Here is a 14363-nt window from a genome sequence, read left to right as displayed (position 1 = left end):
CGGACGCGGGGCCCGTGCCGATCGTGCCGCGCGCCTACTCCAGCACCCGCTCCAGGTAGGCGTTGCCGAACCGGCGCCCGGGGTCCACGCGGTCCCGCACCTCCAGGGCCCGGCCCAGCATCGGGTAGACGCCCTCCAGGTAGGAGCGGTCGCGGGTGTGCATCTTGCCCCAGTGGGGGCGCCCGCCCACGGAGGTGAACAGCGCCTCCAGGTCGGCGAAGTAGGCGTCGTAGGGGGTGCCCTGGTACATGTGCACCGCCACGTAGGCGGTGTCGCGCCCGTAGGCGGTGGACAGCCACACGTCGTCGGCCGGGGCGAAGCGCACCTCCACCGGGAAGCTCACCCGGTGGCCGCCCCGGTCCACGATCGACCCGGCCTCGCGCAGCACGTCGGCCAGGTGCTCCGCGGGGACCGCGTACTCCATCTCCACGAACCGCACGTCGCGCACCGAGGCGAACACCCGGTACGAGGCGTCGGTGTAGCTGCGCGCCGTCAGCGCGCGCGAGCTGACCCGGTTCACGGCGGGCACCGCGCGGGGGAAGCGGCGGCACACCCGGTTGACGCCCTCGAAGAGCGTGTTGGACAGGAACTCGTCGTCCAGCCAGGCGCGGAAGGGCGAGAGCGGCCGGGCCGGACCCGCGCTGATGTTGTTGCGCTTGGTGTTGGTGTTGCCGGTGTGCGGAAACCAGTAGAACTCGAAGTGGTCGTTGTCGGCGCGCAGCTCCGGCAGGCGCTCCAGCACCTCCTCCAACCGCATCGGCTCCTCGCGCGCGTGCAGCAGGAAGGCCGGGCGCACCGCCATGGTCAGCGCGGTGACCACGCCGAACGCGCCCAGGCCCACCCGGGCCGCCTGGAACAGTTCCGGCTCCCGCTCGGCCGAGCACTCCACCACCGAACCGTCGGCGAGCACCATCTCCATGCCGACCACCTGTGCGGCCAGCCCGCCCGCGTCCCGGCCGGTGCCGTGGGTGCCGGTCTGCACCGCGCCCGCCACGGTCTGCACGGCGATGTCGCCCATGTTGGCCAGGGCCGCCCCGTGCCCGGCCAGCACGTCGTTGAAGTCGCACAGGGGCAGGCCCGCCTCGACGGTGGCCGTGCCCGCGGCCGGGTCGACCGAGCGCACCCGGGTCAGGGAGGTGGGGGAGAGGAGGAGGCCGTCGGTGACGGCCACGTCGGTGAAGGAGTGACCCGTGCCGACCATGCGGACGCGCAGGTCCTCCGCGGCGGCCGAGGAGACCGCCGCGGCGACCTCCGCGGTGCTCCCCGGAGCCGCCGTGCGCCTGGGCCGGGCCTGGTGGGTACCCGCCCATGTGTTCCACATCACATCTGTCATGCGGCGACATTACCGGCCGGTCACCCGCGCGGCCAGAGCCGGGCGCCCCCGGACTGGGCGCTCGGGGGGAGGCCAAGACCACAGGACACGCATCCGGGGGGTCGCGCGAGCCGGTCCGGCGGAGCTGGTTTCATAAGAGCTGTGAGCTACTACGACGCGTTTTTGCTGATCTCCTTCGGCGGCCCGGAGGGGGAGGACGAGGTCATCCCGTTCCTGGAGAACGTCACCCGGGGCCGCAACATCCCCCGTGAGCGCCTCGCCGAGGTCGGCGAGCACTACTTCCTCTTCGGCGGTGTCAGCCCGATCAACCAGCAGTGCCGCGACCTGCTCGCCGCGGTCACCGCCGACTTCGCCGCCAACGGGGTCGACCTGCCCGTCTACTGGGGCAACCGGTTCTGGGCCCCGATGCTCACCGACACCCTCGCCCGGATGAAGGAGGACGGCGTGCGCCGCATCCTGGCGCTGCCCACCTCCGCGTACTGCAACTGGTCCAGCCGCACCGCCTACGAGGAGGACATCGCCCGCGCCCGCGCCGCGCTGGGCGAGGACGCCCCCGAGGTGGACCTCATCCGGCCCTTCTACGACCACCCGGGGTTCGTCGAACCGCTGGTCGAGCACACCCGCGCCGCCCTGGACGCCCTGCCCGACGAGCAGCGCGAGGGCGCGCACCTGCTCTTCTCCGCGCACTCCATCCCCACGACGATGGCCGAGGCCAGCGGCGGCCCCGGACAGGCCTTCGGTCCCGAGGGGGCCTACGGCGCCCAGCTGGCCGAGGTGGCGCGCCTGGTGGTCGGGCGGCTCGACCGCGACTACCCGTACGAGGTCGTCTACCAGAGCCGCAGCGGCCCGCCCAGCCAGCCCTGGCTGGAGCCCGACGTCAACGACCGCATGGAGGAGCTGGCCGCCGAGGGCGCGCCCGCCGTGGTCGTGGTCCCGCACGGCTTCGTCTCCGACCACATGGAGGTCAAGTTCGACCTCGACGTGGAGGCCCGCGACACCGCCAAGAAGCTCGGCATCGGCTACGAGCGCGCGCTCAGCCCCGGCACGCACCCCGCGTTCGTGTCCATGGTGACCGACCTGGTCCGCGAGTACGCCGAACGGGCCGAGCCCCGGCGCCTGAGCTCTCTCGCGCGCTGCACCGACTGCTCGTGCCCGGCCTGAGCCGCTGAACCGCGCGGCCGACGGGGCCCCGCCGTCGGCCGGCGGCCCCGGCGCGGGTCGGCGCGGGGTCGTCCACAGGTCCGCGAAAGGGCTTTGTACGAAGACCCCGGGCGGGTCATCCTGGAGTGGCGGGCCTCCCGAGGCCCCCACGGGATCCGCGCCCCGACCCGACCCGCCGTCCCGGACGTGTGGGAAGGTGAGTAAACGCTGCTGACACCGCCCGCGGGAGGGCGGGGGACCACAGTCGCCCCACGGCCCGCTCGACGGTGTCCGCCCCGACCCCACGCCGACGTTCAGGGAGTATGTGTCTTGGTCCGTTCCTGGTATGAACTGCCGGAGTACGTCCGACTCCGCCGCGTCAACGGGCTGCGCCTCTCACCGGACGGAACCCGTCTGGTCGCGCCCGTCAGCGGCCTCGCCCCCGACGCCAAGTCCTTCCGCAGCGCCCTGTGGGAGATCGACACCGCCCCCGAGTCCGAGGGCGGGCGCGCCCCCAGACGCCTCACCCGCTCGGCCAAGGGCGAGAGCGGCGTCGGCTTCCTCCCCGACGGCTCGGTCCTGTTCACCACCGGCCGCCCCGACCCCGAGGCCGAGGCCGACGCCAAGGCCCGCACCGCCCTGTGGCTCCTGCCCGCCGACGGCGGCGAGGCCCGCCAGGTCGCCTCCCGGCCCGGCGGCATCGGCTCCTTCACGGTCGCCCGCGACTCCGGCCTGGTCGCCCTCACCTCCGACACCCTCCCCCGCAGCGAGGACGAGGAGTCCGACAGGGAGGCGCGCAAGGCCCGCGAGGAGGCCGGGGTCACCGCCATCCTGCACGAGGCGCTGCCCGTGCGCTCCTGGGACAGCGACATCGGCCCCGGGCACCCCCGCTACCTGGTCGCCGAACCGCCCGCGGACGAGGACTCCCGGCTCGGCGACCCGCGCGACCTGACCCCCGACGCCGGGATGGCGCTCCTGGGCGCGGTCGGCGACCTCACCCCCGACGGCACCACCCTGGTCACCGAGTGGCAGGTCCCCGTCGGCCGGGGTGCCCGGCGCCGCGACGTCGTCGCCATCGACACCGCCACGGGACAGCGCCGCACCCTGGCCACCGACCCCGACCACGACTTCGACAACCCGCTCGTCTCCCCCGACGGCCGCCACGTCCTGCTCGTGCGCAGCTCCCAGGGCGACTACGACGGCGAACCCCGGGACGAGACCGCCTGGCTGGTCGACCTGGCCACCGGACAGGGCCGCGACCTGCTCGCCGACCACGAGCTGTGGCCCCGCGAACTCGCCTGGGCCGCCGACTCCGGCGCGGTCTTCCTCGTCGCCGACCACGGCGGTCGCCGACCCGTCTTCCGGATCGACCTGGCCAGCGGCGCGCTTACCCGCCTCACCGGCGACCACGGCGCCTACAGCAACCTCAACCCGTCCCCCGACGGCCGCCACGTCTACGCCCTGCGCGACGCCTGGGACGCCCCGCCCGCGCCCGTACGCATGGCCGCCGACGCCGCCGACGGCCGGCCCGTGCACCTGCGCACCCCCGGCTCCGAGCTGACCATGCCCGGCACCCTCACCGAGATCGAGGCCACCGCCGACGACGGCACCGTGATCCGCTCCTGGCTGGTGCTGCCCGAGGAGGCCTCGGCCGACTCGCCCGCCCCGCTCATGCTCTGGGTCCACGGCGGCCCCTACATGAGCTTCAACGGCTGGTCCTGGCGCTGGAACCCGTGGCTGCTCGCCGCGCGCGGCTACGCCGTCCTGCTGCCCGACCCCGCCCTGTCCACCGGCTACGGCCAGGACATGCTCCGCCGCGCCTGGGGACAGTGGGGGCCGCGCACCTTCGCCGACGTCATGGCCGTCACCGACGCCGCCGAGGCGCGCGAGGACATCGACGCCGAGCGCACCGCCATGATGGGCGGCTCCTTCGGCGGCTACATGGCCAACTGGATCGCCGGGCACACCGACCGGTTCAGGGCCATCGTCTCCCACGCCTCCCTGTGGGGCCTGGACGGCTTCAACGGCACCACCGACTACCCGCCGGTGTGGGAGCGCGAGTTCGGCACCCCGCTGGAGCGCCCCGAGCGCTACACCCTCAACTCCCCGCACCTGCACGCGGACCGCATCCGCACCCCGATGCTCGTCATCCACGGCGACAAGGACTACCGGGTGCCCATCTCCGAGGGCCTGCGCCTGTGGCGCGACCTGCTGCTGCACGAGGTGGACGCCAAGTTCCTGTACTTCCCGGACGAGAACCACTGGATCCTCACCCCCGGGAACGCCCGGGTCTGGTACGAGACGATCTTCGCCTTCCTCGACCACCACGTGCACGGCAAGGAGTGGAGCAGGCCCGAACTGCTCTGATCCGCACACGACCGGCCGGGGCCGCGACCGCGGCCCCGGCCGGACCCGCGTCCGGGACGCACCCCGGCGCGCGACACCACGCCACGGAGGACAGCCAGTGAGTACCACCCATGCCGCACCCGACCGCGAGAGCCTGCGCGACCTCGCCGTGAGCGTGGCCGCGGAGGCGGGAGAGCTCGCCGCCAAGGGGCAGGCGGGCATCACCGTGCTCGACACCAAGTCCAGCCCCACCGACGTCGTCACCGAGATGGACCGGGCCACCGAGGAGCTCATCCGCACCCGCCTGCTCGCCGCTCGACCCGACGACGCCTTCCTGGGGGAGGAGGGCGGCGGCGAGGGCGGCACCAGCGGTGTGCGCTGGGTCGTGGACCCCATCGACGGCACCGTCAACTACCTGTACGGCCGGTCCGACTGGGCCGTGTCCGTCGCCGCGGAGGTCGACGGCGTGGTGGTGGCCGCCGCCGTGAACGTCCCCCGGCTCGGTGAGTCCTACGAGGCGGTGCTCGGCGGCGGCGCGCGCCTGAACGGCCGCGTCCTGGAGGCCCCGCCCGCCGTGCCGCTGGAGCAGGCGCTGGTGGCCACCGGGTTCGGGTACTTCCCCGAGCGCCGCGTCCAGCAGGCCAGGGTCCTGCTGGAGGTGGTCCCGCGCATCCGCGACATCCGCCGCGGCGGGTCGGCCGCGGTGGACCTGACCGGGCTCGCCGTGGGCCGCTGCAACGCCTACTACGAGCGCGGCCTCCACCCCTGGGACTGGTGCGCCCCGGGCCTGGTGGCGAGCGAGGCGGGCCTGCGGCTGGGAGGAGCGCGCTCGGGGCCGCCCAGCAACGACCTGGTCATCGCCGCCCGCCCCGGGCTCTACGAAGCCCTGGAGGCCCTCCTGGCCCCGCTGGGCGCCGACACCGACGGCTGAAGGGAACCCGGTCCCCGCGACGCCCGGCGGCCCCGGGTTCCCCGGAACGCACGAGGGGCGCGGCGGGCCGTTGTGCCCACCGCGCCCCTCAGCGCTTCTCGTGTCTTCTCAGGCGCAGGTGTCGACGCCGTTGCGAGCCGCGATGCGGTACAGGTCCTCAAGCTCCGACGCATGCGTGTCGGCGAGGAAGTCGTCTCCGGCGGCCTGAGCAGCCTGGAACGACCGGTAGGTCTCGTTGATGCGGACCTTGATCTCCGCGAGGAACTCGCCCATTGCACCTCTTCCAGGGGTAAGCGCCGGGGCACGACGGTGCTCCGGCGCGGAATCCGTTGGCGCACGCCATGGCGTGCGCACGGTCGAAGTGTCACGTCCCTGTGACATGCGTGCGCGTCGCGGTCCGGCCGGGGCCGGTGTCCACGCGTGCGTCCTCCTCCTGTACCCCCGCCGCACCTTCGCCCAAACCACCGGAAACCGGTGTGATGCTTTCGTGATCCACCGCGGCCGCCCCCGCCCTCGGGAGGCCGGTGCCGCCGTGCCGGGCCGGGGAGGCGCGCCGGAAGCCCCGGGGTCGGGCGCCGGGCCCCTGGGTGCGGATTGCACCATGTGTCGGACAAGGGTGTCCCATGACACATTTTCCCGGGAGGGCTGGTGCTTACTTGTTTCTTATTCTTGATGTGTCAGATTTGAGATGTGCGGGGTTAAGTCGCTGCCGGCGGTTGGGGGATTCGCCGGCAGCGGCTCCCCGTGCCCAGGGGAGCGTGAAGCTCCCGGCCCAGCGCCCGCGTTCACGCGGGGCGAGGAAAGCGGGCGGTTCGCGAAACCGCCCCGACGGGTTTACCGTCTCCTTACCCCGGCTGTGAAAGAACGGATGACGCGGCCGGGACCAAGAACGCCGCTGCCGGTGTGTTGGGGGATGCGCCGGCAGCGGCCCCCTTTCTTTGCGGACCAACGCTCGAGAAGGACAACGTGCGCGTACTCGTGGTCGAAGACGAACGGGTCCTGGCCGACACAGTGGCGGTCGGACTGCGGCGCGAGGCGATGGCCGTGGACGTGGTCTACGACGGCGACGCCGCCCTGGAGTACACCGCGGTCAACGACTACGACGTCGTCGTGCTGGACCGCGACCTGCCGGGCACCCACGGCGACGACGTGGCCCGCGCCCTGGTCCAGGAGAGCTACAACGGCCGCATCCTGATGCTCACCGCCTCCGACGGCGTCCAGGACAAGGTCGAGGGCCTCACCATCGGCGCCGACGACTACCTGGCCAAGCCCTTCGCCTTCGCCGAGCTCATCGCCCGGGTCCACGCCCTCGGCCGCCGCTCGGCGCCCCCGCTGCCCCCGGTCCTGGAGCGCCACGGCATCACGCTCGACCCGGCCAACCACCGCGTCCACCGCGACGGCCGCGAGGTCACCCTCACCCCCAAGGAGTTCGCCGTCCTCCAGGTGCTCATGCGCGCCCAGGGGACCGTGGTCAGCGCCGAGGGGCTGCTGGAGAAGGCCTGGGACGAGAACGCCGACCCCTTCACCAACGTCGTCCGCGTCACCGTCATGACCCTGCGCAAGAAGCTCGGCGACCCGCCCGTCATCCAGACCGTCCCCGGCGCCGGGTACCGGCTGTGAGACCGGCGGAGCGGACCGAACCGGGGCAGGTCGAGCCCACCCGCCCCGGCGACACCGGTACGTGGCGACGCCTCAACACCCTCACGCCCGAGGGCGGGGGGGCCGAGCGCTCCGCCGCCGCCGCCCGTGTGCACCACTTCACCGACAACCTCAGCCTGCGCGCGCGGCTCACCCTCATCTACGGGATGCTGTTCTTCGCCGCGGGCTCCGTGCTGGTCCTGGTCAACTACCTGATCGTCGCGGTCCTGCTCAACGCGCTCCTGGTCGAGCAGAGCTTCGCCGAGCTGCGGGCGCACAGGGACCTCATCGAGCAGGTGCTCACCCACGTCACCCGGTTCTCGCTGCTCGCGCTGTTCCTGGTGGGCCTGCTCGCGGTCGCCCTGGGCTACGCGGTGGCCGGAAGGGCGCTGTCCCCGCTCCAGAAGATCACCCGCATCGCCCGCCGCCTGTCGGAGCGCTCCCTGCACGAGCGCATCGCCCTGTCCGGGCCCGACGACGAGATCCGCGAGCTGGCCGACACCTTCGACGGCATGCTGGAGCGTCTGGACCGCGCCTTCGACGGCCAGCGCCGCTTCGTCGCCAACGCCTCGCACGAGCTGCGCACGCCGCTGGCGATCAACCGCACCCTGCTGGAGGTGGCGCTCAGCGCCCCCGACGTCTCAGCCGACCTCAAGAGCGTCGGACAGACCCTGCTGGAGACCAACGCCCGCCACGAACGCCTCATCGAGGGGCTGCTCCTGCTCGCCAAGAGCGACCGCGAGCTGGAGGTCCGCGCCAAGGTCGACCTGGGCGAGGTGGCCGGGACGGTGCTCAGCCAGCTCAGCGCGACGGTGGCCGACTCCGGCCTGAGCCTGCGCCAGGACCTGCGCCCCGCGACGGTGGTCGGCGACCCCGTGCTGCTGGAGCGGCTCGTGGGCAACCTGGTGGAGAACGCCCTCAAGTACAACGTCGAGGAGGGCGAGATCACCGTGCGCAGCGGCATGTACGAGGGCACGCCCGCCGTCCAGGTGGAGAACTCCGGCAAGGTCATCCCCGCCTACGAGATCGAGGGCCTGTTCGAGCCGTTCCGCCGCGGCTCCGGCGACCGGGTCGGCTCGGGCCGCAGCGCGGGGCTGGGCCTGTCCATCGTCCGGTCCGTGGTGCGCGCGCACGAGGGCGCGGTGACCGCGTGGCCCCGCGCCGGGGGAGGACTGGTCGTCACCGTCCGCCTTCCCCTTCCTCCGGGAGAGGGCGCGGAGCGGCGCTGAACCCGTCCGCCGGGCCAAGCTGCGTTTGGCCGGTCTTCGTGGTATCTATACGTGTCCGATGACACGCCGGCCCGTGTCACGGGTGCCGACCCCGGGTGGGTATGCTTCCCCGGGCGTGGACACGGAGGGAATCCCTCCTGACGTGGGCATGTCCTGCTTTTCGTCCGCCCTTGGGGGAGTGTCCCGCGCTTTGTCCGGAGTGGGCGAAAACGGATTTCCCAGGTCTACGAGGCAGCCGACGTTGGGTAGTACACAGGGGTACGGCCCCGGCGCAGCCACACGTGGCCGCCTTCGGTCACGAGGCGGCGAAAGTGCTGCTGACCTGTGGACAGTGGCCCGGGAGGGGACACGGTCCGCCGACGTCGGGAAAACTCATCGGCCGAACCGGGCACAACCAAGGTCTCTCAAGCGTTACACCCGCGCGACGAGGCACTGAACGAGGGGGATGGGAGTTAGCAGAGATGGCCACCGACTACGACAGCCCGCGCAAGACTGACGAGGACATCAACGAGGACAGCCTCCAGGAGCTGCAGGCGCGGCGCGTGGACAAGGGCACCGGCACGATCGACGTCGACCCCGACGAGGTCGCCGAGGGCATGGAACTGCCCGGTGCCGACCTGTCGGGCGAGGAACTCGCGGTGCGCGTGCTCCCGCGCCAGGCCGACGAGTTCACCTGCTCGCGCTGCTTCCTGGTGCACCACCGCAGCCAGCTCGCCGAGCAGCGCGCCGGTCAGCTGGTCTGCAAGGAGTGCGCCTGACCGGACGGGGCGGCCCCTGAACCGTCCCGTCCCCGGCGGCTCCCGACCGCGCGGTCGGAGAACACCCCGCCGCCGTCCGGAGGGAGCGAGTGAGGCCTTCCGGGGAGCGCGGTGGAACACGACGGCGGACGGCCGACCACACTGCGGTGCGGTCGGCCGCCCGCCGTCGTCGCCTTCGCGGCGTCAGACCTCCAGCTCGCCGGGGCCGGCGCCGAACATCCTGGCGCGGGCGGCGCGCACGGCCAGCACCCGGGCCACCTCGGTGCCGACACCGGCCATCACGGCCCAGCTCAGCGCCGTGCCCAGGCTGATGTCGGGGGAGTCCACGTCCGTGGGCGGCTCCTCGCCGGTCACGCGGGTCCAGGCAAAGTTCAGGGCCTTGCGCATGACGTACTGCGCGGCGAACCCGGCCGCGAAGCCCACGAGGGCGGGGCCGAGGTCACCGCCGTCCTTCTTAGCCATCGAATCCTTCACCGTTTTCCGTTGGGTGTACGGAGGATGCGCGGCCGGCGCACACCCTCCCGTGCGTACGGGGCGATCCTTTCACGTCCTTTCCCGGGAGTCAGGGGCCAACCCCGCGCCAGCGTGCCCGAGGTGTGCCGGCCCCCGCTGTGACGGCCCGAAACCCGGAGCGACCACGGCCCCGAGCGCACTACCATTGCCCCATGACCAACGGCTCTCATTCCTTCCGCATGCCCGACAAGCCCTCGCTGGACGGTATCGAGGCGAAGTGGGTCGACGTATGGGATGAGTCCGGCGTCTACCACTTCGACCGCACGGCCGAGCGCGCGGACGTCTACTCCATCGACACCCCGCCGCCCACGGTGTCCGGCTCGCTGCACATCGGCCACGTGTTCTCCTACACGCACACCGACACCGTCGCGCGCTTCCAGCGCATGAACGGCAAGGCCGTCTTCTACCCCATGGGCTGGGACGACAACGGCCTGCCCACCGAGCGGCGCGTCCAGAACTACTACGGCGTGCGCTGCGACCCGTCGATCCCCTACGACCCGGACTTCCAGCCGCCCGCCAAGCCCGACCCCAAGCGGCAGGTCCCCGTCTCCCGGCGCAACTTCATCGAGCTGTGCGACCGGCTCACCGCCGAGGACGAGAAGGTCTTCGAGTCGATCTGGCGCCGTCTCGGGCTGAGCGTCGACTGGCGCCACACCTACGCCACCATCGACGACAACTCCCGCGCCGCCGCCCAGCGCGCCTTCCTGCGCAACCTGGCCCGCGGCGAGGCCTACATGTCCGAGGCGCCCACCCTGTGGGACGTCACGTTCCGCACCGCGGTCGCCCAGGCCGAGCTGGAGGACCGCGAGCGTCCCAGCGCCTACCACAAGATCGCCTTCCACAAGCCCGACGGCACCCCGGTCCACATCGAGACCACCCGCCCCGAGCTGCTGGCCGCCTGCGTCGCCCTGGTCGCCCACCCCGACGACGAGCGCTACCAGGACCTGTTCGGCACCACCGTGCGCACCCCCGTCTTCGGCGTGGAGGTCCCGGTGCGGGCCCACCGCCTCGCCGACCCCGAGAAGGGGTCCGGCATCGCCATGATCTGCACCTTCGGCGACACCACCGACGTCACCTGGTGGCGCGAGCTCCAGCTGGAGACCCGGCCCGTCATCGGCTGGGACGGCCGCATCATGGCCGACCCGCCCAAGGGCCTGGAGAGCGGCGCCGCCCGCGAGGCCTACGACACGCTCGTGGGCGCCACCGTCCACACCGCGCGCGAGCGCACCGTCGCCCTGCTGCGCGAGAGCGGCGACCTGGTCGGCGAGCCGACGCCCATCACCCACCCGGTGAAGTTCTACGAGAAGGGCGACAAGCCCCTGGAGATCGTCACCACCCGCCAGTGGTACATCCGCAACGGCGGGCGGGACGAGGAACTGCGCCAGCAGCTCCTGCGGCGCGGGCGCGAGCTCACCTGGTACCCCGAGCACATGCGCGCCCGCTACGAGAACTGGGTCGAGGGCCTCAACGGCGACTGGCTGATCAGCCGCCAGCGCTTCTTCGGCGTGCCCTTCCCGGTCTGGTATCCGCTGGACGCCGACGGCAACCCGCGCTACGACGAGCCCATCGTCCCCGCCGAGGACCAGCTGCCCGTCGACCCCAGCTCGCAGGCGCCCGAGGGCTACACCGAGGACCAGCGCGGGCAGGCCGGCGGGTTCATGGGCGACCCCGACGTCATGGACACCTGGGCGACCTCCTCGCTGTCCCCGCAGATCGCCTCCGGTTGGGAGCGCGACCCGGACCTGTACCGGCGCGTCTTCCCCATGGACTACCGGCCCCAGGGCCAGGACATCATCCGCACCTGGCTCTTCTCCACCGTGGTCCGGGCCCACTTCGAGAACGACACCCTGCCCTGGAACACCACCGGCATCTCCGGCTGGATCCTGGACCCCGACCGCAAGAAGATGTCCAAGTCCAAGGGCAACGTCGTCACCCCGCTGGCGCTGCTGGAGAAGTACAGCTCCGACGCGGTCCGGTACTGGGCGGCCAGCGGTCGCCTGGGCACCGACACCGCCATGGACGAGGGCCAGATGAAGGTCGGCCGCAGGCTGTCCATCAAGATCCTCAACGCCAGCAAGTTCGTCATGTCCGTGGCCGGTGAGGGCGCCTCCGCCGACCCCGCGCAGGTGACGCAGCCGCTGGACCGGGCGATGCTGGCCGCGCTGGCCGACGTCGTGGAGGACGCCACCTCCGCCTTCCGCGCCTACGACCACACCCGGGCCCTGGAGCGCACTGAGCGCTTCTTCTGGGACTTCTGCGACGACTACCTGGAGCTGGTCAAGGCCCGCGCCTACGACACCGGGTCGGCCGAGGGCGCCTCCGCCCGCGCCGCGCTGCTGGTCGCCCTGGGCGCCCTGCACAGGCTCTTCGCCCCCTTCGTGCCCTTCGTGGCCGAGGAGGTCTGGAGCTGGTGGCAGGAGGGCTCGGTCCACGCCCAGCGCTGGCCCGACACCGCCGAGTACCGCACCGCGGCGGCCGACGGCGACCCCGCCGTCCTGGCCGCCACCGCCGAGGTGCTGCGCGCCGTGCGCAAGGCCAAGTCCGAGGCCAAGCTGTCCATGCGGGCCGAGGTCGAGCACGTCAGCGTCTCGGGCAAGCGGGTCGACGCCGCGCGCGCCGCCAGCGCCGACATCGCCGCCGCGGGCCGCGCCGCCGGGATCGACTTCCGCACCACCGACGACGCCGAGCTCACCGTCGAGGTGACCCTGCCCGAGGCCCCCGCCGAGTAGGGCCAGCGGGGGTGGTTCGGGCGCCCGCGGGGTTCTGGAGGTGCCGGAGGCGGGTTTTCGCGGAAGGACTGCGCCGTAGGCGTCGTTCGAGGGTGGTGGCGGGCGACGGGTGGGCACGAGCCAACCCGGTGTAGGCGCCGAAGGTTCCCGCTCTCCAGGCGTCCGAACACGGGGCAAAGCGGAGCGGAGCCCCAAAGAGGTTCAGACGGGGGCGGCCCGCACGGGCCGCCCCCGTTCGCGTACCGGCGGTGCTGGACAGCGGTTCATCGCCCGGAGAGCGATAGGCTCGGCCGATGTGAGTACCACATCCCTGGAAGGCGGACGGGTCCCCGTCACGGTCCACCGCCTGGACCCCGGCCTCCCCCTGCCCGAGTACGCCCATCCCGGTGACGCGGGCGCGGACCTGTACACCGCCGTCGACGTCACCCTGGAGCCCGGGCAGCGGGCCACGGTCCCCACCGGCCTGGCCATCGCCCTGCCCGACGGGTACGCGGCCTTCGTGCACCCGCGCTCGGGCCTGGCGGCGCGCTGCGGGGTCACGCTCGTCAACGCGCCCGGCACGGTCGACGCCGGGTACCGCGGCGAGATCAGGGTGACCCTGATCAACACCGACAGGGACACCCCGGTGAAGCTGACCCGGGGAGACCGGATCGCGCAGCTGGTGGTCCAGCGCGTGGAACGGGCGGTGTTCGTCGAGGCCGACTCCCTCCCGGAGTCGGTGCGGGGAACGGGTGGTTTCGGTTCGACCGGGGGGCACGCCGCACAGCGGTGACGGCGCCCCGAATCCCCGGAGTCATCCGGGACCGACGGAAGCGAAGAGGTGAAGGCGTGTTCGGACGCCGCCGCAAGAAGCGGGACGAAGAGACCGAGAGAACGGGGACGCGGGCCGAGCCCGGGCGCGAGGGCGCCGCCGGAGCGGTCTCCTTCGGCAACGAGATCGAGCCGGAGCGCTCCCGGGAGCAGCAGCCCAAGGACGCGGACCGCCACCGCTCCTCCGGGCCGTGGGACTCCACCGAGGACGCTCCCGAGGCCGAGCGGATGGACCTGGGCAGCATGCGGCTGCCCATGGAGCAGGGCACCGAGATCCAGGTCAACGTCGCCCAGGACTCCCAGGGCAAGCAGAAGATCATCGGCGTCACCCTGGTGCGCGGCAAGAGCGCCCTCCAGGTGCAGCCCTTCGCCGCGCCCAAGTCCTCCGGGCTGTGGGACGAGATGCGCGAGGAGCTGCGCGAGCAGGTCGTCAAGCAGGGCGGCAAGGCCGAGGAGCACGACGGCACCTTCGGCCCCGAGCTCAAGGCCCTGGTCCCGGTCAAGGGCCGCACGACCGAGGACGGCAAGCAGCTCGCCCAGCGGGTGCGCTTCATCGGCGTGGACGGGCCGCGCTGGGTGCTGCGCGGCGTGATCCGCGGCGAGGGCGCCTCCAAGCCCGAGGTGATGGCCGAGGTCGAGCACCTCTTCGCCAACATCGTGGTGGTGCGCGGGGACCACCCGGTACCGCCGAGCGAGCTGCTGCCCATCACCGTGCCCAAGCAGATCCAGGAGAAGATGGCCGAGGCCGCCAAGGCGCGCGCCGCCCAGCAGGCGGCCCAGCGCGGCAACGCGGGCCGCTCTCCCAACGGCGCCGCGCCCGGCGCGGGGGCCGGGGGGACCGGCGGCCAGCCGGGCGGCGCCGCGGGCGGCCCGGGGGAGTAGGGGTCCTCCGGGACGGAGCGGGACCCCGCGTCGCGGGGGAGGCGCCGGGCGGGG

General features: G+C 72.8%; 12 protein-coding genes. 9 read left to right on the top strand and 3 right to left on the bottom strand.

Features of this window, described 5'->3' with window-relative positions:
* Positions 1 to 34: 34 nt before the first annotated feature.
* The gene (locus ACSTA4_RS19480) at positions 35 to 1321 is read right to left on the bottom strand and encodes a D-arabinono-1,4-lactone oxidase (RefSeq protein ID WP_416026882.1); all 1287 of its coding nucleotides are present in this window, start codon (positions 1319 to 1321) and stop codon (positions 35 to 37) included.
* Positions 1322 to 1474: 153 nt separating this feature from the next.
* Here ACSTA4_RS19480 and ACSTA4_RS19475 point away from each other — a divergent pair, with 153 nt between their 5' ends.
* The 3 genes from ACSTA4_RS19475 (at position 1475) to ACSTA4_RS19465 (ending at position 5750) form a co-directional block, all read left to right on the top strand.
* The gene (locus ACSTA4_RS19475) at positions 1475 to 2494 is read left to right on the top strand and encodes a ferrochelatase (RefSeq protein ID WP_444960515.1); all 1020 of its coding nucleotides are present in this window, start codon (positions 1475 to 1477) and stop codon (positions 2492 to 2494) included.
* A 309-nt stretch (positions 2495 to 2803) separates the two neighbouring features.
* Positions 2804 to 4840 (top strand): S9 family peptidase, encoded by a 2037-nt coding sequence (locus ACSTA4_RS19470; protein WP_444960514.1) that lies wholly within the window; start codon positions 2804 to 2806, stop codon positions 4838 to 4840.
* A gap of 97 nt (positions 4841 to 4937) precedes the next feature.
* Positions 4938 to 5750: an inositol monophosphatase family protein gene (locus ACSTA4_RS19465; RefSeq protein ID WP_248771162.1), complete on the top strand. Its 813-nt coding sequence runs from the start codon at positions 4938 to 4940 to the stop codon at positions 5748 to 5750.
* A 108-nt stretch (positions 5751 to 5858) separates the two neighbouring features.
* Here the strand turns inward: ACSTA4_RS19465 and ACSTA4_RS19460 are convergent, their stop codons facing one another.
* On the bottom strand, positions 5859 to 6023 hold the full coding sequence (locus ACSTA4_RS19460; protein WP_013153904.1) for a hypothetical protein: 165 nt from the start codon (positions 6021 to 6023) through the stop codon (positions 5859 to 5861).
* 693 nt (positions 6024 to 6716) lie between these two features.
* On the opposite strand from ACSTA4_RS19460, the gene ACSTA4_RS19455 reads away from it, so the two are divergent.
* From ACSTA4_RS19455 to ACSTA4_RS19445, 3 genes are all read left to right on the top strand, one after another.
* Positions 6717 to 7370 carry a response regulator transcription factor gene (locus tag ACSTA4_RS19455; RefSeq protein ID WP_026338173.1) on the top strand — a complete coding sequence of 218 codons (654 nt, stop codon included), beginning with the start codon at positions 6717 to 6719 and terminating at the stop codon, positions 7368 to 7370.
* Entirely contained in the window at positions 7367 to 8617 is a 1251-nt protein-coding gene (locus tag ACSTA4_RS19450; protein ID WP_248771161.1) for a sensor histidine kinase, read from the top strand. Before ACSTA4_RS19455 ends, ACSTA4_RS19450 begins: the two co-directional genes overlap by 4 nt.
* Before the next feature lie 461 nt (positions 8618 to 9078).
* Positions 9079 to 9375 carry a DUF4193 domain-containing protein gene (locus ACSTA4_RS19445; protein WP_013153901.1) on the top strand — a complete coding sequence of 99 codons (297 nt, stop codon included), beginning with the start codon at positions 9079 to 9081 and terminating at the stop codon, positions 9373 to 9375.
* 183 nt (positions 9376 to 9558) lie between these two features.
* Here the strand turns inward: ACSTA4_RS19445 and ACSTA4_RS19440 are convergent, their stop codons facing one another.
* Positions 9559 to 9837 carry a DUF4235 domain-containing protein gene (locus ACSTA4_RS19440; protein ID WP_047869069.1) on the bottom strand — a complete coding sequence of 93 codons (279 nt, stop codon included), beginning with the start codon at positions 9835 to 9837 and terminating at the stop codon, positions 9559 to 9561.
* 203 nt (positions 9838 to 10040) lie between these two features.
* Between ACSTA4_RS19440 and valS the strand changes: the two genes are divergently transcribed.
* The 3 genes from valS (at position 10041) to ACSTA4_RS19425 (ending at position 14309) form a co-directional block, all read left to right on the top strand.
* Positions 10041 to 12617, top strand: coding sequence for a valine--tRNA ligase (gene valS, locus ACSTA4_RS19435; protein ID WP_444960513.1), 2577 nt, complete (start codon positions 10041 to 10043; stop codon positions 12615 to 12617).
* Positions 12618 to 12912: 295 nt separating this feature from the next.
* Complete coding sequence (gene dut, locus ACSTA4_RS19430) at positions 12913 to 13389, top strand: dUTP diphosphatase (RefSeq protein ID WP_444960512.1); 477 nt, start codon at positions 12913 to 12915, stop codon at positions 13387 to 13389.
* 56 nt (positions 13390 to 13445) lie between these two features.
* A complete protein-coding gene (locus ACSTA4_RS19425; protein ID WP_444960511.1) occupies positions 13446 to 14309 on the top strand; it encodes a DUF3710 domain-containing protein in 864 nt (287 codons plus the stop codon).
* The last annotated feature ends 54 nt before the right edge of the window (positions 14310 to 14363 follow it).

It is taken from the genome of Nocardiopsis sp. M1B1 (assembly GCF_052466615.1).
Note: the sequence above shows the minus strand (reverse complement) of the source record. Positions and strands in the feature narration are given on the sequence as shown.

Bases quoted from the DNA above. Each gene is read 5' to 3' on its own strand.
- ACSTA4_RS19440 (WP_047869069.1), bottom strand. From the start codon at position 9,837: ATGGCTAAGAAGGACGGCGGTGACCTCGGCCCCGCCCTCGTGGGCTTC.
- valS (WP_444960513.1), top strand. From the start codon at position 10,041: ATGACCAACGGCTCTCATTCCTTCCGCATGCCCGACAAGCCCTCGCTG.
- ACSTA4_RS19460 (WP_013153904.1), bottom strand. From the start codon at position 6,023: ATGGGCGAGTTCCTCGCGGAGATCAAGGTCCGCATCAACGAGACCTAC.
- ACSTA4_RS19480 (WP_416026882.1), bottom strand. From the start codon at position 1,321: ATGTGGAACACATGGGCGGGTACCCACCAGGCCCGGCCCAGGCGCACG.
- ACSTA4_RS19445 (WP_013153901.1), top strand. From the start codon at position 9,079: ATGGCCACCGACTACGACAGCCCGCGCAAGACTGACGAGGACATCAAC.